The 17,655-nt window shown below is 65.3% G+C and carries 12 protein-coding genes and 2 tRNA genes; 5 read left to right on the top strand and 9 right to left on the bottom strand.

The window, feature by feature from the left end:
* Window positions 1-132: 132 nt before the first annotated feature.
* The 6 genes from ACFVVC_RS05480 to bcp all read right to left on the bottom strand — a co-directional run bounded on the left by ACFVVC_RS05480 (window position 133) and on the right by bcp (window position 8,423).
* Entirely contained in the window at window positions 133-3,366 is a 3,234-nt protein-coding gene (locus ACFVVC_RS05480) for an efflux RND transporter permease subunit (protein WP_387450002.1), read from the bottom strand.
* Window positions 3,367-3,432: 66 nt separating this feature from the next.
* Window positions 3,433-4,935, bottom strand: coding sequence for a malate:quinone oxidoreductase (locus tag ACFVVC_RS05475; RefSeq protein ID WP_387450000.1), 1,503 nt, complete (start codon window positions 4,933-4,935; stop codon window positions 3,433-3,435).
* 79 nt (window positions 4,936-5,014) lie between these two features.
* Window positions 5,015-6,682, bottom strand: a complete 1,668-nt coding sequence (locus ACFVVC_RS05470; RefSeq protein WP_387449998.1) for an ABC transporter substrate-binding protein — start codon at window positions 6,680-6,682, stop codon at window positions 5,015-5,017.
* A gap of 163 nt (window positions 6,683-6,845) precedes the next feature.
* Complete coding sequence (locus tag ACFVVC_RS05465) at window positions 6,846-7,538, bottom strand: fasciclin domain-containing protein (protein ID WP_387449996.1); 693 nt, start codon at window positions 7,536-7,538, stop codon at window positions 6,846-6,848.
* Between the two features lie 232 nt (window positions 7,539-7,770).
* Window positions 7,771-7,852 (bottom strand) — tRNA-Leu (locus tag ACFVVC_RS05460).
* 97 nt (window positions 7,853-7,949) lie between these two features.
* Window positions 7,950-8,423 carry a thioredoxin-dependent thiol peroxidase gene (gene bcp / locus ACFVVC_RS05455; protein ID WP_387449994.1) on the bottom strand — a complete coding sequence of 158 codons (474 nt, stop codon included), beginning with the start codon at window positions 8,421-8,423 and terminating at the stop codon, window positions 7,950-7,952.
* Window positions 8,424-8,519: 96 nt separating this feature from the next.
* Here bcp and ACFVVC_RS05450 point away from each other — a divergent pair, with 96 nt between their 5' ends.
* The gene (locus tag ACFVVC_RS05450) at window positions 8,520-8,975 is read left to right on the top strand and encodes a MarR family winged helix-turn-helix transcriptional regulator (RefSeq protein WP_387450416.1); all 456 of its coding nucleotides are present in this window, start codon (window positions 8,520-8,522) and stop codon (window positions 8,973-8,975) included.
* Between the two features lie 139 nt (window positions 8,976-9,114).
* On the opposite strand, the gene ACFVVC_RS05445 is transcribed toward ACFVVC_RS05450, so the two are convergent.
* From ACFVVC_RS05445 to ACFVVC_RS05435, 3 genes are all read right to left on the bottom strand, one after another.
* Window positions 9,115-9,759, bottom strand: coding sequence for a hypothetical protein (locus ACFVVC_RS05445; RefSeq protein WP_387449992.1), 645 nt, complete (start codon window positions 9,757-9,759; stop codon window positions 9,115-9,117).
* Window positions 9,760-10,229: 470 nt separating this feature from the next.
* Window positions 10,230-10,305 (bottom strand) — tRNA-Lys (locus tag ACFVVC_RS05440).
* A gap of 515 nt (window positions 10,306-10,820) precedes the next feature.
* Window positions 10,821-11,786 (bottom strand): hypothetical protein, encoded by a 966-nt coding sequence (locus tag ACFVVC_RS05435; protein ID WP_387449990.1) that lies wholly within the window; start codon window positions 11,784-11,786, stop codon window positions 10,821-10,823.
* A gap of 256 nt (window positions 11,787-12,042) precedes the next feature.
* Between ACFVVC_RS05435 and ilvD the strand changes: the two genes are divergently transcribed.
* The 4 genes from ilvD (at window position 12,043) to ilvC (ending at window position 17,588) form a co-directional block, all read left to right on the top strand.
* Window positions 12,043-13,761: a dihydroxy-acid dehydratase gene (gene ilvD / locus ACFVVC_RS05430; protein ID WP_387449988.1), complete on the top strand. Its 1,719-nt coding sequence runs from the start codon at window positions 12,043-12,045 to the stop codon at window positions 13,759-13,761.
* Between the two features lie 295 nt (window positions 13,762-14,056).
* Window positions 14,057-15,964, top strand: coding sequence for an acetolactate synthase large subunit (locus ACFVVC_RS05425; RefSeq protein ID WP_387449986.1), 1,908 nt, complete (start codon window positions 14,057-14,059; stop codon window positions 15,962-15,964).
* 2 nt (window positions 15,965-15,966) lie between these two features.
* Complete coding sequence (ilvN, locus tag ACFVVC_RS05420) at window positions 15,967-16,479, top strand: acetolactate synthase small subunit (protein ID WP_018760055.1); 513 nt, start codon at window positions 15,967-15,969, stop codon at window positions 16,477-16,479.
* An 83-nt stretch (window positions 16,480-16,562) separates the two neighbouring features.
* On the top strand, window positions 16,563-17,588 hold the full coding sequence (ilvC, locus tag ACFVVC_RS05415; RefSeq protein ID WP_285243951.1) for a ketol-acid reductoisomerase: 1,026 nt from the start codon (window positions 16,563-16,565) through the stop codon (window positions 17,586-17,588).
* The last annotated feature ends 67 nt before the right edge of the window (window positions 17,589-17,655 follow it).

Here is a 17,655-nt window from a genome sequence, read left to right as displayed (position 1 = left end):
TGCATTTGCATCTATCGCCTGCTGTAACGCCCGGGTGCGGTGAATATTCCTGCCGCACGCAAGGCCGGACATCCCCGAACGCGGCAGTGCCCGTACTGCCGGGGCGGTACGGGCACTGGAGCACTGCAGGTCCTACTCGGCGCCGCCGGGGGCGGCGCGGCGGCCGCTGAGTTTGGGAATCTGGCCGGTGGTCCAGTCCTTGAACTCTGCATCGACGTCGGACCCGGGGCCGCGTTCAGGGCGGGCCTGAAGGTCCTTCAGCAGCGCCTTTTTCTCGCGGCGACCCTCCACCAGGCGGTACAGCACGGGAACCAGGATCAGGGTCAGGGCCGTGGAGGACACCAGGCCGCCGATCACCACCACAGCCAGCGGCTGCGAGATGAAGCCACCGCCGCCCGTTAAGCCAAGGGCCATGGGGGTCAACGCAAAGACCGTGGCCAGCGCCGTCATGAGGATGGGCCGCAGGCGCTGCCGGGCGCCGTGCGTAATCGCGTCCGCCACGTTCATTCCCGGTTTACCCTCACGCGGCTGGCGGTACTGGTTGATGAGGTCGATCAGCACGATCGCGTTGGTGACCACGATGCCCACCAACATCAGCATGCCGATCAGGGACGGCAACCCCAGCGGAACTCCTGTCAGCAGCAGGAGCGCCACGGCTCCGGTGGCCGCGAACGGCACGGAAACGAGCAGGATCAAGGGCTGGATGAGGGATTTGAAGGTGGCCACCATAATCACGTAAACGATGGCAATGGCAGCCAGCAGGGCCAGGCCAAGCTGCCGGAATGACTCCGCCTGCTGGGTGGTCGCTCCGCCGATCGTCGCAGTGACGCCGGCAGGCAGCTGGACGTCCGCCAGTCGCTTTTGGACCTCGGTGTTCACCGCCCCCAGGTTGGAGCCCGACGGCGTGATGGACACCCTGGCGGTGCGCTCACCGTTGCTGGCGGTGATGGAGACGGGGACGTCCACCTGCTCCACGGAGGCAATGCTCCCCAGCGTTACCGGCTTGCCGCCGGCCGGCAGCGGGATGTTCCGGACCGCGTCGATGCTGGAGAATTTGGTGCCTTGGCCGATGCGGACCGGGTAGTCATTGGTGTCGATCCGGACCGTGCCGGCGGGAATCGGGCTGATGGTGGAAGCCAGGACCCCTGCCACCTGTTGCTCGTTCAGTCCTGCGGCCACGGCCTTTGCCCTGTCCACCTTGACCTGCACCACAGGGTTGCTGGCCGCCAGGTTGCTGGCCACCTCGCTGGTGCCGGGAACGCCGGACATGGCCGCAACCATGGTGTCGCTGGCGGCCTGCAGGTCGGCGCTGGTGGCGGCCTTCAGCGTGATGTCCACAGTTGACGAGGTGCCGAAGCCGCCCTGCTGGGTGCCCACGGAGATCTTGCCGGAATCAGGCACCTTGGCCAGCTCGGTCCGGACGGTGTCCTGGAGCCGTTCCTGGTTGGCCTTTTCGTCAGTGACCACAGTGAACGTGGAGTTTGAAGACCCGGTGGAGGTAAGCGCGGCGAACCCGGCCTGCGCATTGCCCGACGTCACCTGGACGTCCCTGATGCCGTCGATGCCGCGCAGGACCTCCTCGAGGCGGATGGCTGCGGCGCTGGTGTCGGCGAGGCTGGTTCCGGCAGGCAGCACCTGGCGCACGGTGAGGCTGTTCTGTCCCGAGTTCCCCAGCAGGTTGGTTGCCAGCAGTGGCGTCATGGCACCCGTGGCGCCGAGTACCAGGACGGCGGCCACCAGGGTGATGACCGGGTGTTTCTGGGTGGACCGGAGGATGGGCAGGTAGCCGCGCTGCAGGCGGCTGCGCTGCTCGGCGTCGTGCGCCTTTGCTTTGGCGTCCGCGGCAATCCGGCGGGACTCGGCGGAACCGGCCGGTGCCCCTTCCGGGGCGCCCTTGGGGTTTTTGAGGAACCAGTAGGCGAGCACCGGAACGATGGTCAGGGACACCAGCAGCGACGCCAGCAGCGCCATGGTGACGGTCAGGGCAAACGGCCGGAACAGTTCCCCGGCCAGATCGCCGACGAAGGCAATCGGCAGGAACACGGCCACCGTCGTCAGCGTGGAGGCCGTGATGGCCCCGGCCACCTCCCTGATGGCGGTGAGGATCGCCGTCGACTTCTCCTCGCCGTAGCTCAGGTGCCGCTTGATGTTTTCGATGACCACGATGGAGTCGTCCACCACGCGGCCAATCGCGATGGTGAGCGCGCCGAGGGTCAGGATGTTCAGCGAATAGCCGGTGCCCGAAAGACCGATGAACGTGATGAGCAGCGACAGCGGGATGGAGACGGCGGTGACCAGCGTGGAGCGGGCCGACATCAGGAACAGCAGGATGACCGCCACCGCGAATCCCAGCCCCAGCAGCCCTTCCGTGGTGAGGTCCTTGATGGACTTTTCGATGAACGGTGCCTGGTCGAAGACGGGGGTGAAGTTTGCGTTCGAGCCCAGCTCCGCCTGGAGATCCTGCAGGGAGTCCCGCACCGCGTGGGAAATCCCCACCGTGTCGCCTTCGGGTTTCTTGGTGACGGAAACGGCCAGGGTCTCGGCCCCGTTGGTGCGGGTGATGGAGGTGCGTTCGTCGTCCTTGAGCGAGACGTCGGCCACCGAGCCGACGGTCGCTGCGTTCTTCGCCCCGGCCAGCGGAAGGGCCTTGATGGCGTCAAGGGAATCCACCGGGCTGCCGATCTGCAGCGAGAGGGTCTTTCCCTGGTCCTCGAGGGTTCCAGCCGGGACCAGGGCCCCGTTATTGGAAAGGGCGTCCTTAATCGCGGTCACGCCCACGCCCGCGGCGGCGAGGGCATCGGTGCGTGGCAGGATCTCGATGTGCTGGGACGCGCCGCCGGTCACGTCGGCGCTGCGGACGCCGTCGATCTTCTGCAGCCGGGGCACGGTCAGGCGCTGCAGGTCGGCGTTCAGGTCACTCAGGGACTTGTCCGAGGACACCGCCAGGAACACGATGGGGAAGTCGCTGATGCTCCCGGCGATGGCTTGCGGCTGGACATCGCTGGGAAGGGTCCGTTTGGCGTTGGAGATCGCGCGGTCGATCTGGTTCCGGGCCCGGTCCAGATTCGATCCGTAGGTGAACACCAGCGTGATCTGGGAGACGCCGGTCCGTGACGTGGAGGAGGTGGATTCCAGCCCCTCCACGCCGTTCAGCGCCTTTTCCAGCGGGCCGCTGACCTGCTTGTCCACCACTTCCGGCGACGCGCCCGGCATGGAGCTGAGCACGGTGATCTGCGGGAACTCAATAGACGGGATGAGCTCCTGCTTCAGCGAGGACATGGTGATCACGCCGAAAACCGAGGCAAAGACGGTGATCAGCGCGATCAGGGCCCTGTTGGCAAGGGAAAGGTGCGCCAGCCGGAACATGGCTGCCCTCCTGGGGGTTTAGTGACTGGTACATGCCCTGGGTGCCAGCCGCTGGCCCCGGCAGGGTCAATGGCTGGCGGAAACGCTCTCCAGTTGGAGGGACTTGGCCGTGGCCCGTTCCAGCTCCGCGGCCAGATCCGGATTTTCATCCAGCTTGACCCCGTAACCGGGCATCATGTCCTTGAGCTTGGACTGCCAGCCCTTGAAATTCCGGGGGAACGTCTTCTGCAGCAGTTCAATCATGATGGGGACAGCGGTGGAGGCTCCGGGCGAGGCGCCCAGGAGCGCGCCGATGGAGCCGTCGCGGCCGGCGATCACTTCGGTTCCGAACTGAAGGATGCCGCCCTTCTGCGGATCTTTCTTGATGATCTGCACACGCTGGCCGGCGGTGATAAGTTCCCAGTCCCCGCCCTTCGCCTCGGGGTAGTACTCGCGCAGTGCTTCGACCTTCTGGTCGTGCCGCTTTGCCACTTCCTTGACCAGGTAGGCGGTGAGGTCCATGTTGTCCTTGGCCACCGCGAGCATCGGGATGATGTTGCCCGGGCGGATGGACAGCGGCAGGTCCAGGTAGGAGCCGTTCTTGAGGAAGTTCGTGGAGAAGCCGGCGTATGGTCCGAACAGGAGCGAGCGCTTGCCGTTGACGTAGCGGGTATCCAGGTGCGGCACGGACATGGGCGGGGCACCAACCGAGGCCTGGCCATATACCTTGGCGCTGTGCTGGGCGGCGATGGTCTCGTCCGTGCAGCGGAAGAACTGCCCGGAGACGGGGAAGCCGCCGTAACCCTTGCTTTCGGGGATGCCGGAGGCCTGCAGGAGGTGCAGGGCACCACCACCGGCGCCGACGAAGACGAACTTGGCGTGGATCTTGCCGTGCTCCCCGGAACGCGGGTGCTTCAGCGTCAGGTCCCAGCCGCCGTCGGACGCGCGGGAGATGCCGGTGACGTCGTGGCCGTAGTTGATTTCGACGCCGTTGTTCCCCAGGTAGCCGGTGAGCTCACGGGTCAGTGCCCCGAAGTCGACGTCGGTTCCCTCGGCAGCCCGGGTGGCGGCGACGCGCTGCTTGGGGTCGCGGCCCTTGACGATCAGCGGCGCCCACTTGGCGATCTGTGCGTGGTCCTCGGAGTACTCCATGGACCGGAACAGGGTGTGCGGCTTCAGGGCCTCGTACCGGGTCTTCAGGAACCGGGTGTGGTCCTCGCCGATCACGAAGCTCATGTGCGGGACAGTGTTGATGAAGCCCTTGGGGGAGCCGATCAGGTTGTTGTCCACCAAGTGGGACCAGAACTGGCGGGACAGCTGGAACTGTTCATTGATGAGCAGCGCCTTGTTGGGGCTGACCGAGCCGTCTTTGGCTGCGGGGGAGTAGTTCAGTTCGCAGAGGGCCGCGTGGCCCGTTCCCGCGTTGTTCCAGGGATCTGAACTCTCGAGCCCCGGCTGGTCCAGCCGTTCGAACAGGGAGATGGTCCAGTCCGGCTCCAGCTGCTTGAGGAATGCCCCCAGCGTCGCGCTCATGATGCCGCCGCCTATCAGGACAACGTCGGCATGTGGGGTCTTGGAAATGAAAGTCACGATCAGTCTCCGATTGCAGCGGCTCTGGCTGTCACAGAATATCCCCGCGCAGCGGTCATACTGAAATTGGACCGGCCCGTCAAGGCTTTAGTTGGACCTTCGTAAAAACTTCATTTAAGACCGGCGACGCCGGGTAGCTCAGGACCCGGTCCGAAAGGGCAAGGGCGGAGATGGGAAAGGCGATGGGGACGGCCGGCACCGTCGCCGCGATCTGGGAGTTGATGGTGTGATACAAGTCATCACGCTCCTTGCCGTCGGGCAGGCCGCGGGCCCTGTTGATTTTCGAGAACACCTGCGGATCCTGGTACCCGAATTCGCCGTTCTTCTCTCCGAACAAAGGGCCGACGAAGTTGTCGGCGTCCGAGTACGAGCCGTTCCAGCCGAGGATATGCAGGGCGTGGTCGCCGGGGGACTGGACCTTTTGAAGGTAGCCATCCGACCAGTCGACCGGGACGGGCCGGATGTTGAAGCCGACGGCGGTGAGCTGGCGGCTGAGCTCGGCGTAAACCTTCTCGGGGGTCGGAAGGTAGGGCCGGGTGACGTTCAAGGGATAGTAGAACTTGAGTTCCTCGCCCGCGTAGCCGGCGTCCTTGAGGTAGCTCTTGGCCTTTTCCGGATCATGGCCCAGCTCCGGGGCGTCGTTGTTGAATCCGCTGATCTTGGGCGGGACGAACTGCGTGGCTTTGGCAGTGTTGTCGATGAAGAACTTCCGGATCAGGGTTTCCTTATCGATCGCGAGCTCCACCGCCTGCCGGATCTTCTGGTTTTGCAGCACCGGGACATCCTGGTTCATGCCCACGTACATCACGGAGAAGGGGTCCCGCTGCACGATCTGCTTGCCGCGCTTGACCAGCTGGTCGAAATTCCCCACTGTCACGGCGTCATAGCCGTCGATTTTTCCGTCCAGGAGGGCCTGGAGGCGGGTTTGCGGGTAGTTGTAGGCCAGGAAGTTGATGGTGGCGATCTGGCCGCGGTCGCCCCAGTAAGTCTTGTTGCTGGCCAGGGTCACGTTGTCGCTGCCCCAGGCGGCGAGCGAGAAAGGCCCAGTGCCGACCGGGTTGGTGGCAAAAACGGACAACGCCTGGCCGCCGCGGTTTTGGTCAAGCACGTCGGCCTTGCCGGCCGCGAGGGCGGCGGGGGAGGCCATCGCAAAGGCGGGCAGCGTCAACGCCTGGAGGAACGCGGTGAAGCGCTGGGTAAGGTCGATCTTCACCGTGTCCGCTGCCACCGCGGTGCAACTCTTGAAGATGGAGAGGCCGGCTTCGTCCGAGTGGGCCTTGAAGACACCCTTGAAGGAGCTTCCCGGTGCCTGCTTCCGCAGTTCGGCGGGAAAGGCGAACCAGCGGTTGAAGTTGGTGCAGACGGCGTCGGCGTTGAATGGGGTGCCGTCGTGGAAGGTGACGCCGGTCCGGAGCTTGAAGGTGTAGCTGCGGCCCTCGTTGGATTCGTTCCATTCGGTGGCCAGCAGGGGCGTGGGCTTTCCCGTGGTCTGGTCCACGCCGACGAGGCCCTCCATGATTTGCCGCGTGATGCGCTGGGACTCGACGTCGTTGGACAATGCCGGGTCGAGGCCCAGTGGCTGGGCGGCGGTACCGAAGCTGAAGGTGGCTTCCGGTTCCGCGGGCGTGGAGTTGTTCCGGCCGGTCGTGGGAGAGGGCGACGGTGCGCCTGTGCACGATGTCACGCCCAGCGCCATGAGGACGGCGCCGGCCTTGAGGGCAGTCCGCCGCGATGTACTGCTGGGCACTCGTTTATCACCTCTGGATCCTGCCGGCTCCGCCGCTTGCGGGCCGGGACCCAGTCTAGTGGACAGGACTTGGTCGCTGCCCGGAGCCGGACACGCCAATGCCGGGCCCCTGGAAAACCAGTGGAACCCGGCTTGGTCGAAGGACGCCTGTTGCCTGGGTCGGCTACTTGGGCATCAGCACGGAGTCGATCAGGTAGACCGTGGCGTTCTTGGTCTTGACGCCGCCGCAGATGACGTTGGCGTTGTCCACCTTGAGGTTGTTTCCGCTGCCGGTGACGGTGACGGAGCCGCCCTCGACGGTGGCGTGGGTGCCGGCGATCTTGTCAGGGGTGATCTGGCCGGGAACAACGTGGTAGGTCAGGATCTTGCTCAGCAGGGCATCGTCCGTCTTCAGGGTGTCGATCGTGGCGGCGTCAATCTTCTTGAAGGCGTCATCCACCGGGGCGAAAACAGTGAACTCGCCGCCGTTGAGGGTGTCCACCAGGTTGACCTTGGGGTTGAGCTTGCCGGACACCGATGCGGTCAGCGTGGTGAGGATGGGGTTGTTGGAGGCGGCGACGGCCACCGGATCCAGGGCCATGCCGGCTACCGAGCCGGCGCCGGTGGGAACCTTCTGGGCGTAGGCGGCGCAGCCAGGGCCGACCAGGTTCGCTGCCGGGTCCATGCTGCCGGCGGAGGATTTGGCCGATGCGCTGGCGGATGGTGAGGCCATGCTCGAGCTGGGGGCGGAGGACATCGGCGCCGAAGATGCCGAGGACCCGGAGGTGCTGCCCGAACCGCCACATGCGGTAAGGCTGAGCAGAGCGGCCGCTGCAACGCCTGCAACGGTGAAAGTGGTGCGCTTGAAGGTCTGCATTTCAGTACTCCTTGGATCGTTTAGCCTGCTGCCCTTGGAGCGGTGTCCGTGGCTTGCAGTCTGATTTGGGGGTAAGCACCTGCCCTTGGCTGGTGTCTCATTGGCTATTCGGCCGGTGGGCGGAAGTGGATGGGTGGATCCTTGGAGTTTTTCTATTCGGGGCACGAACCGGCAGGAGGGGGCGCGGTTTAAAGCAAAGGATCCCCCGGCCGAAGCCGGGGGATCCGCTGTGTGCGCAAGGGGGGACTTGAACCCCCACGCCCGAAGGCACAGGAACCTAAATCCTGCGTGTCTGCCAATTTCACCACTCGCGCGCAGGCTTCCGGCCATGAACGCCAAGCGTTCGACGGCGGGATGCCAGTGTCCATTGTAGCGTCGCGCCGGCAGGGTGTTCCGGCAGCCGCGGCGTGGTCAGGCGTCCAGGTTGAGGTCCCGCCGCAGCTTGGCCACGTGGCCGGTTGCCCTGACGTTGTACTGTGCCAGGGAAACGTTGCCGTCGGGATCCACCACGATGGTGGAGCGGATCAGGCCCTGGTATGTCTTTCCGTAGTTCTTCTTTTCGCCCCAGGCGCCGTAGGCTTCGGCCACTGCGTGGTCCTCATCGGAGAGCAGGGGGAACGTCAGGGCTTCGTTTGCGGCAAATTTTGCCAGTTTTTCGACCGGGTCAGGCGAAATGCCCAGGACGTCGTATCCGGAGCCCTGCAGGGAGGCAAGGCTGTCGCGGAAGTCGCAGGCTTCCTTGGTGCAGCCGGGCGTGGACGCTGCCGGATAGAAGTAGACAATGGTGGAGCGGCCGGATGCCGGGTCCAGGCTGACCTCCTTCCCGCTTGAGTCCTGCAAGGTGAATGCGGGTGCTTTGTCGCCGGTAACGAGTCTTTCAGCCATTGTTTTTCTCCTTGTTGCGGGCGGGACACAACAGCCTAGTAAGCGGGTGGGGCGAGTGCTAATCGGCACTTGGTTATACTGGCTGCTATGCCTGATATGGATCACTGGCCCACAGGGCGCCTCCTGTCCACTGCTGCGCGCCTCGTTGAACACTCCTGGAACGAAAAACTTGGTGCCATCGGACTCACCCACGCCGGTGTTATCGCCATAGAAGTGCTGGCTGCGCAGGGGCCCATGACCCAGGCCCAGCTCGCCCAGTATGTCCGCGTCCAGGCCCAGACCATGGGCAAGACGCTCAGCCGGCTTGAGTCCCATGGCCATATCGCCCGGGTCCGGAGCACCTCGGACCGCAGGAGCCACGTGGTCTCGCTGACCGAACGCGGCAAGGAAGCGGTGGCCCAGGCGGTGGAGATGGAGCGTTCGGTATTGGCCTCAGCCTCGATCGATCCCGAGGTCCTGCGCCAGGAGCTCAAAGCCGTGGTCCGCGAACTTGCCAGCCAGTTCGCCACGACGCCAAGCAACGCCGCTGCGCTGGTGGACTCTGCCAAGTAACCGGCTTTTCCATAACGCCTTACAGAGCGTGGCCCCGGCATAGGAATGCGGGGTCACGCTTTTTTGTGTCCGGCGGCCACATTGTTATGTGCGCAGCGGAGCACGTGGAGGTCTTCATCAGCGGCCGCCGGTGAAGTGGCTACAACCCTGCCGGAAAGGTGAACGTGGCGGGGACCGGGGCTGGTGCCGCGCCGTGGAACAGGACGACCTCGTCGTGGGCTTTTAGGACCACGTCGGAGATCTTCCCGTCGTGCGGAACGCCGTTGACGGCCACGCTCCAGCCGTCCTGGGCGGAGTGTGGCGTTCCGGGCGTGGGGTCGGTGCCGTCCAGGACACCCCATTCGGTGAGGAACTGCCCGAGCGTGTAGGTGGCGCCGGCGGTTGGTGCTTCGATGTGGATGATCCCGGATTCGTCATGGCTGTGCAGCGCGGAGATCCCGTTGGGCTTGCCGGCCGGGGTGAAGCTGAAGCCGATGTCCGCCGGGACGGGGACCGGCTTGCCGTCCACGAGGACGTCCAGGTGCGCATGGAAGTGCTCTGCAGCGCCTTCGGCGTTGAGGACCTGGAGCCCGGCGGCCTTGATCCGGTCACCGCCGCCCTGTGGCTTCAGTTCCCATCCGGTGGATGCCGCTGCGGAGGCTGCCGGGGAGGAAGCGGTGGGCGGAGCTGTCGTGCCGGGCGTGGGCACGGCCGTGCCAGGGCCGGGGGTGACGGTCGCGGAACATCCGGCGACTGCCAGGGTGATACCGGCGAGGGCAGCGGTGACGGCGAACTGTTTTTTCAACTGAGGCTACTTTCAATCAGGAACGGGTACCCGGTCATGTGTGCCGAACCCAGGGCTCCCGGCTTTACCCGGTTACAGCCCGGGCAGGGCAGCGGGTCACGCTGACAGGACATCATGGCCACCCGCAAGAAGACCAGCCACAGCGTCGCCCGGCCTGGCGAACTCGTCCGGCAGTGTGTCGAGTTCGCCGCGTCCGTCGGCACGTACCCCCTTGGGCGCCGGCCGCCAACTGCTTGACCCACCCAGGAGTCTCATGACGGATCTTTAGTCTCATGAGGCGAGGTTAGCGGAGGGCCCTGCCAATCTTCTTGGTCTTCAGAGCAGATGCTGAGCCGCGTGCGGCTAATCCCGCGGCTCCAGGAGGAATTGGCCCCCGACGAGTGTTACCCCCAAAGTGACACTTCCGTGGCAAGCGCAAAACGAAACCCCGCCTTTACGTGGCTGCTCGGCCAGTAAAGACGGGGTTTCTTTGGTGCACCCCCCGGGACTTGAACCCGGAACCCATTGATTAAGAGTCAATTGCTCTGCCAATTGAGCTAGAGGTGCATCTTCTTTGCTTCGATCTTTCGGGCTTTTTCTTTCCCGTTGATCTCCGCAACGACATGAAACTCTACACGAACTTCCGGTGCAAGTGAAATCGGCGCCCACGGAGGAGCTGCCGTCACCGCCGCAGCTCCAAAACCGGCACGAAATCAGGGTTTTCGTTGTTCGTCATCAGCCACAATCCACCGTTCGGGGTCCGGACTACCTGCCTGATCCGCCCGTCCATCCCTGTGAAATAGGCCACAGGATTGCCTGCCTCGGTGTCGTGGAGGGGGCGGCATTGCCGAAGGGGTTCCCGGGCGCCCACTCCCGGGCCTTTGCCCAAGGTGGCGGCTTGTCCGTGGCCGACCGAATTCAACAGCGCGGTTCCACGCTGGGAGATGTACGCCGTGCGGTCCGGGAGGAAGACCGCCGTCCATGAGGCGGCCGGCTGCACTTTCAGCTTTTCCTCCACCTCGAGGACGGAGATGGGCGGACTGGCGGTGGCGGGGCGCGCCTTGCCTCCGCCCCACCTCCTCCTAGAGCCGTTTGCGGCGCGGAGAGCGGAAGCCGGCAGCCTCGGCGTGCGCTGCAGACTCGAACCAGACTTCCGCCCGGGTCTGCTCGTAGTCGGGATGTCCTTCTTCGTAGTAGACCATCGCAGCGGCGTCTCCCTTGACGCTGTAGTCCGCGGGACCGCTTCCGTCGGCGGCCGGCGACGCCGAGCCTGCCCCGTAGGGTTCCTCTGCCGCAAGGTGGCCGGATGATTCGGCCGCCGCTTCGCTGCGCTCCGGGGCGGCATCGCGGTGGTGGCCTGCTGCTTCCTCCACCAGGGCGGAGGCCTCGGCGCGGTCCGTCGCTTCAGCCGGCGCGGTTTCTTCCACCGCGGCGGTTTCGGCGCCGGGCAGCGTCGGGGCGTGGGGTGCCGTGTATTCGTCATGATGGACAGGTGCGGGGGAGCGGTGCTCCTGGGAATCCTGCTGCCAGGGGCCAGCTTCACCCGGGGCGGCCCCCGCGGCGGGCGGGGGTGCCTGCGATGCTGAGGCCGTTGCCGGTGCATCGCTGCTGGCGGCCGGTGTGTGCCGTGACCCGGACGGGCCGGCCTCTGACCATTGGGTTTCCCACTCGGCTTCATCCTGCAGCCTGCGCTCCTCGCGGTCGCCGGGAGAGGATGTGCCGTCATCGGCGTCGGAAGGGTCCCGGACCGGGGTGTCAGGGGCCTCGGCAACCGGGGGTGTCGCCGTCCGTGGCGACGCCGACGAATCCGCCGGTTCCTCAGCCGTTGCCGGGGCTGCCGGTTCGGCGGCGCCGCCGAAGCCCGCTGCCGTGGGTATCCCGGTGGTGGCGGCAGCCTCGGCCGACGCCGCGGCGCTGCCTCCCCCCAGGGCGCCATCAGATCTGGTGCCGGAGGCGCCCGGCACGCTGGTCGTTTTGTTTCGCTTCAGCAGCCACCAAACGACTGCCGCGACAACAATGATGAGAATGATCCAGAAAAGAATGTCCATGGCAGGCCTCTCGATCCGGGCGGCGGGGTGTCCTGTCCCCGACGCTACGTCGGGCAGCCACTGCTGTCCAGAGAAGCCGCAGGCCGCCGGCCGGCGTCCACCCCAGTCGCACGGCCGGGCGGCAGGAGCCTCGAACGCCGGTGCCGTCTCACCATGCGAGACGTCAGTCCACTATTTGGCAGTTTTTTGCCGTTATTTCAACGGGAGGCTGATTTGACGGTCGTCGGGCCGCGGTGCGCGTCCTAGACTTTCCCCTATGAGTGACGCCCAGACCGCAACCGAGAACACGCCTGACATCAAGCCCCGCAGCCGCGTCGTCACCGATGGAATCCACGCGGCGCCTGCGCGCGGCATGTTCCGTGCGGTCGGCATGGGCGATGACGACTTCGCCAAGCCGCAGATCGGCGTGGCGAGCTCATGGAACGAGATCACCCCCTGCAATCTCTCCCTGAACCGCCTCGCGCAGGGCGCCAAGGAAGGCGTCCACGCAGGCGGCGGGTTCCCCATGCAGTTCGGCACCATTTCGGTTTCGGACGGCATTTCCATGGGCCACGAGGGAATGCACTTCTCCCTGGTCTCCCGCGAAGTCATCGCCGACTCCGTGGAGACCGTAATGCAGGCGGAGCGGATCGACGGTTCGGTCCTGCTGGCCGGCTGCGACAAGTCCCTGCCCGGCATGCTCATGGCAGCCGCCCGCCTGGACCTGGCCAGCGTCTTCCTTTACGCCGGTTCCATCATGCCCGGCTGGGTGAAGCTCGAGGACGGCTCCGAAAAGGAAGTAACACTCATCGACGCCTTTGAAGCGGTGGGTGCCTGCGCCGCGGGCAAGATGAGCATGGAAGACCTCACCCGGATCGAAAAGGCCATCTGCCCCGGTGAGGGTGCCTGCGGTGGCATGTACACGGCCAACACCATGGCGTGCATCGGCGAGGCGCTGGGCATGTCCCTCCCCGGCTCGGCCGCCCCGCCCTCGGCAGACCGCCGTCGTGATGAATTTGCCCGCAAGTCCGGCGAAGCGGTGGTCAACCTGCTGCGCCTGGGCATCACCGCCCGCGACATCATGACCAAGAAGGCCTTCGAAAATGCCATCGCCGTCACCATGGCGTTCGGCGGCTCCACCAACGCCGTCCTTCATCTGCTGGCCATCGCGCGCGAAGCCGAGGTTGAACTGACCCTCGATGACTTCAACCGCATCGGCGACAGGATTCCGCACCTGGGCGACCTCAAGCCCTTCGGCCGCTACGTCATGACCGACGTCGACAGGATCGGCGGAGTGCCCGTCATCATGAAGGCCCTGCTCGACGCCGGCCTGCTGCACGGCGACTGCCTCACCGTTACCGGCAGGACCGTCGCCGAAAACCTCGACGCGATCAACCCGCCGGACGTTGACGGCAAGATCCTGCGCGCACTGGACAACCCGATCCATAAAACCGGCGGCATCACCATCCTGCACGGCTCAATGGCTCCGGAAGGCGCCGTCGTCAAGAGCGCCGGCTTCGACGCCGACGTCTTCGAGGGCTCAGCCCGCGTCTTCGAGCGTGAGAAGGGCGCCCTGGACGCGCTCGACAACGGCGAGATCAAGGCCGGCGACGTCGTCGTCATCCGGTACGAAGGTCCCAAGGGCGGCCCCGGCATGCGGGAAATGCTGGCGATCACCGGTGCCATCAAGGGTGCCGGCCTGGGCAAGGACGTCCTGCTGCTGACGGACGGCCGCTTCTCCGGCGGAACCACCGGCTTGTGCATCGGCCACGTTGCGCCGGAAGCGGTCGACGGCGGCCCGATCGCCTTCGTCAAGGACGGCGACCGGATCAGGGTGGACATCGCCGCGCGCACGTTCGACCTGCTGGTGGACGACGCGGAACTTGAGGCCCGCAAAGTGGGCTGGGAGCCGCTTCCGGCCCGCTACACCAAGGGAGTGCTCGCCAAGTACGCCAAGCTGGTGCACAGCGCCAGCCAGGGCGCCTACACCGGCTGACGTTCGATTTCGGCTGGTCCTTCCGAGATAGGATCAAAGAGTGGACAGTGTTGTCCACATGGTGAGATAGGGTTGTTGCTCGTTGACACCCATCACACCAGAGGGAAAACTGAACGCATGACTTTCGTTACCGGCATCGTCGTCGTCCTTACCAAGCGCGTGGCACATTAGCCTCTACTGGTAACGAACCGTCACGCGCGAACCCCTCACAGAGCCACCAGGCTGAGGGGTTTTTTTATTTCCCGCCTTTCCAGCCACGTTCCAACACCAGAGAAGATCCACAAGGAAGAGTCCGATGAGCAAAGGATCGCCCATCAGCCCCTCGCTGATGGCCACCAAGTCCGCTGGAGCCGCCAAGGCTCCGGAACGCGCCGACCGGACGGCTGAGCATGCCGCCGTCGTCGCCGACCTTGCTGCCGTCTCTCCTGTCCTTGGGCCGAACAACGTCGTACCCCCGACGGTGATGACCGGCTCGCAAGCAATCGTCCGTTCGCTCGAAGAACTCGGCGTCGACGACATTTTCGGTTTGCCTGGTGGCGCGATCCTGCCCACCTACGACCCCTTGATGGCCTCCACCATGAACCACGTGCTGGTCCGTCACGAACAGGGAGCCGGCCACGCCGCGCAAGGCTACGCCATGGTTACCGGGCGGGTTGGCGTCTGCATCGCCACCTCGGGTCCCGGCGCCACCAACCTCGTTACCGCCATCATGGATGCCCACATGGACTCCGTGCCCCTGGTGGCCATCACCGGCCAGGTCGCCAGCGGCGTCATTGGTACCGATGCATTCCAGGAAGCCGACATCGTGGGCATCACCATGCCGATCACCAAGCACTCGTTCCTGGTGACCGACCCCAACGACATCCCGCACGTCATGGCCGAGGCCTTCCACCTGGCCTCCACCGGCCGTCCCGGCCCCGTCCTGGTGGACGTTGCCAAGGACGCCCAGGTGGGGCAGATGACTTTCTCCTGGCCGCCGCGGATCGACCTGCCCGGCTACCGTCCGGTCACCCGGGGCCACAACAAGCAGGTGCGCGAGGCGGCCAAACTCATCGCCGCTGCCTCCAAGCCGGTCCTGTACGTCGGTGGCGGCGTGGTCAAGGCGCATGCCTCCGCGGAACTGCTCGCCCTCGCCGAGGCCACGGGTGCCCCCGTGGTGACCACGCTGATGGCAAAGGGCGCGTTCCCGGATTCCCACCCGCAGCATGTGGGCATGCCGGGGATGCACGGCAGCGTTTCTGCCGTCACGGCCCTTCAGCAGTCGGACCTCCTGATCACGCTCGGCGCCCGTTTCGATGACCGCGTCACGGGTGTGCTGCGCACCTTCGCACCCCATGCCAAGGTCATCCACGCGGACATCGACCCCGCGGAGATCTCCAAGAACCGCACCGCCGATGTCCCCATCGTCGGGTCGGTCAAGGAGATCATCCCGGAACTGACGGAAGCCGTGCGCAGCCAGTTCGAAACGTCCGGCACGCCGGACCTGACCACCTGGTGGGCCTTCCTGAACAACCTCAAGGAAACCTATCCGCTGGGCTGGACGGAACCGGACGACGGCCTGATCGCCCCGCAGAAGGTCATTGAGCGGATCGGCAAGCTGACCGGGCCCGAAGGCGTGTACGTGGCGGGCGTTGGCCAGCACCAGATGTGGGCTGCCCAGTTCATCAAGTACGAGCGCCCGCACGCCTGGCTGAACTCCGGCGGCGCCGGCACCATGGGCTACGCCGTTCCCGCGGCCATGGGCGCCAAGGTGGGCGAACCTGACCGGGTGGTCTGGGCCATCGACGGCGACGGCTGCTTCCAGATGACCAACCAGGAGCTGGCCACCTGCGCCATTAACAAGATCCCCATCAAAGTTGCCGTCATCAACAACTCCTCGCTGGGCATGGTGCGCCAGTGGCAGACCCTCTTCTACGAGGGCCGCTACTCCAACACCGACCTCAACACCGGCCACGACACCGTCCGCATCCCGGACTTCGTCAAACTGGGCGAGGCCTACGGCTGCGCCTCGTTCCGCTGCGAACGCGAAGAGGACATCGACGCCACCATCCAGAAGGCACTCGAAATCAACGACCGCCCCGTGGTCATCGACTTCGTGGTGAGCCCCAACTCCATGGTGTGGCCGATGGTCCCCTCCGGAGTGAGCAATGACCAGATCCAGGTTGCCCGAAACATGACCCCGGAATGGGAAGAGGAAGACTGAGCATGAGCCGCCACACACTTTCCGTCCTGGTTGAGGACAAGCCCGGCGTCCTGACCCGCGTGGCGAGCCTGTTCGCCCGCCGCGCCTTCAACATCAATTCCCTGGCCGTCGGCCCCACCGAAGTGCCGGGCGTGTCCCGCATGACCGTGGTGGTCGACGCCGACGGTGACCTCATCGAGCAGGTCACCAAACAGCTCAACAAGCTCGTCAACGTGATCAAGATCGTTGAGCTGACCCCAGAAACTTCCGTACAGCGCGACCACATCCTGGTCAAAGTACGTGCGGATGCCGCAACACGCCTGCAGGTAACCCAGGCCGCAGACCTGTTCCGTGCCTCAGTGGTGGACGTGTCCACCGACTCGGTCGTCATTGAGGCCACCGGCCATCCGGAAAAGCTCACAGCCCTGCTTTCAGTGCTGGAGCCCTTCGGCATCCGCGAAATCGTGCAGTCCGGCACCCTGGCCGTTGGACGGGGATCCCGCTCCATGAGTGACCGGGCCCTCCGTTCCGCCTAGGCACCAGCCCGGGCGGGACCTGGCGCCCGTAACCGCAGCACCGCAAGACCACTATCTACAACCACTCAAGAGGAGTTACGCAAGTGACTGAAATGTTCTACGACGACGACGCCGACCTTTCCATCATCCAGGGCCGCAAGGTTGCCATTGTGGGCTACGGCTCGCAGGGCCACGCCCACGCGCTGAACCTGCGCGATTCCGGCGTCGAGGTCGTTATCGCCCTGAAGGAAGGCTCCAAGTCGATCGCCAAGGCCGAGGACGCCGGCTTCACGGTCAAGAACGTTGCCGACGCCGCCGAATGGGCCGACGTCATCATGATCCTGGCGCCGGACCAGCACCAGCGCGCGATCTACAACGACTCCATCAAGGACAAGCTGACCCCCGGCAAGGCCCTCGCCTTCGCCCACGGCTTCAACATCCGCTTCGGCTACATCCAGGCCCCCGAGGGCGTTGACGTCATCCTGATCGCCCCGAAGGCGCCGGGCCACACCGTCCGCCGCGAGTTCGAAGCCGGCCGCGGCATCCCGGACATCATCGCCGTCGAGCAGGACGCCTCCGGTTCCGCCTGGGAGCTGGCAAAGTCCTACGCCAAGGCCATCGGCGGCACCCGCGCCGGCGTCATCAAGACCACCTTCACCGAAGAAACCGAAACCGACCTCTTCGGCGAGCAGTCCGTACTCTGCGGCGGCGTGTCCCAGCTGATCCAGTACGGTTTCGAAACCCTCACCGAAGCCGGCTACCAGCCGCAGATCGCCTACTTCGAGGTGCTGCACGAGCTCAAGCTCATCGTTGACCTCATGTGGGAAGGCGGCATCGCCAAGCAGCGCTGGAGCGTCTCGGACACCGCCGAGTACGGCGACTACGTCTCCGGCCCCCGCGTCATCACCCCCGAGGTGAAGGAAAACATGAAGGCCGTCCTGGCCGACATCCAGTCCGGTGCCTTCGCCAAGCGCTTCATCGAGGACCAGGACAACGGCGGCGTCGAGTTCAAGGAACTGCGCGCCAAGGCTGAACAGCACCCCATCGAGGCCGTGGGCCGCGAGCTGCGTTCCCTGTTCTCCTGGCAGCAGCAGGACGTGGACTACGTGGAAGGCTCCGCAGCCCGCTAAGGCCGCCAGCCCAACCACGCAGACCGCAGCGGTGAGGCCGGGTTCACACTTAACAATGTGAGCCCGG

It is taken from the genome of Pseudarthrobacter sp. NPDC058196 (assembly GCF_042882685.1).
Lineage (GTDB): Bacteria > Actinomycetota > Actinomycetes > Actinomycetales > Micrococcaceae > Arthrobacter.
This window is presented reverse-complemented; position numbering and strand designations above follow the sequence as displayed.

Bases quoted from the DNA above. Each gene is read 5' to 3' on its own strand.
- ACFVVC_RS05480 (WP_387450002.1), bottom strand. From the start codon at position 3,366: ATGTTCCGGCTGGCGCACCTTTCCCTTGCCAACAGGGCCCTGATCGCG.
- ACFVVC_RS05465 (WP_387449996.1), bottom strand. From the start codon at position 7,538: ATGCAGACCTTCAAGCGCACCACTTTCACCGTTGCAGGCGTTGCAGCG.
- bcp (WP_387449994.1), bottom strand. From the start codon at position 8,423: ATGGCTGAAAGACTCGTTACCGGCGACAAAGCACCCGCATTCACCTTG.
- ACFVVC_RS05450 (WP_387450416.1), top strand. From the start codon at position 8,520: ATGGATCACTGGCCCACAGGGCGCCTCCTGTCCACTGCTGCGCGCCTC.
- ACFVVC_RS05435 (WP_387449990.1), bottom strand. From the start codon at position 11,786: ATGGACATTCTTTTCTGGATCATTCTCATCATTGTTGTCGCGGCAGTC.
- ilvD (WP_387449988.1), top strand. From the start codon at position 12,043: ATGAGTGACGCCCAGACCGCAACCGAGAACACGCCTGACATCAAGCCC.
- ACFVVC_RS05425 (WP_387449986.1), top strand. From the start codon at position 14,057: ATGAGCAAAGGATCGCCCATCAGCCCCTCGCTGATGGCCACCAAGTCC.
- ilvN (WP_018760055.1), top strand. From the start codon at position 15,967: ATGAGCCGCCACACACTTTCCGTCCTGGTTGAGGACAAGCCCGGCGTC.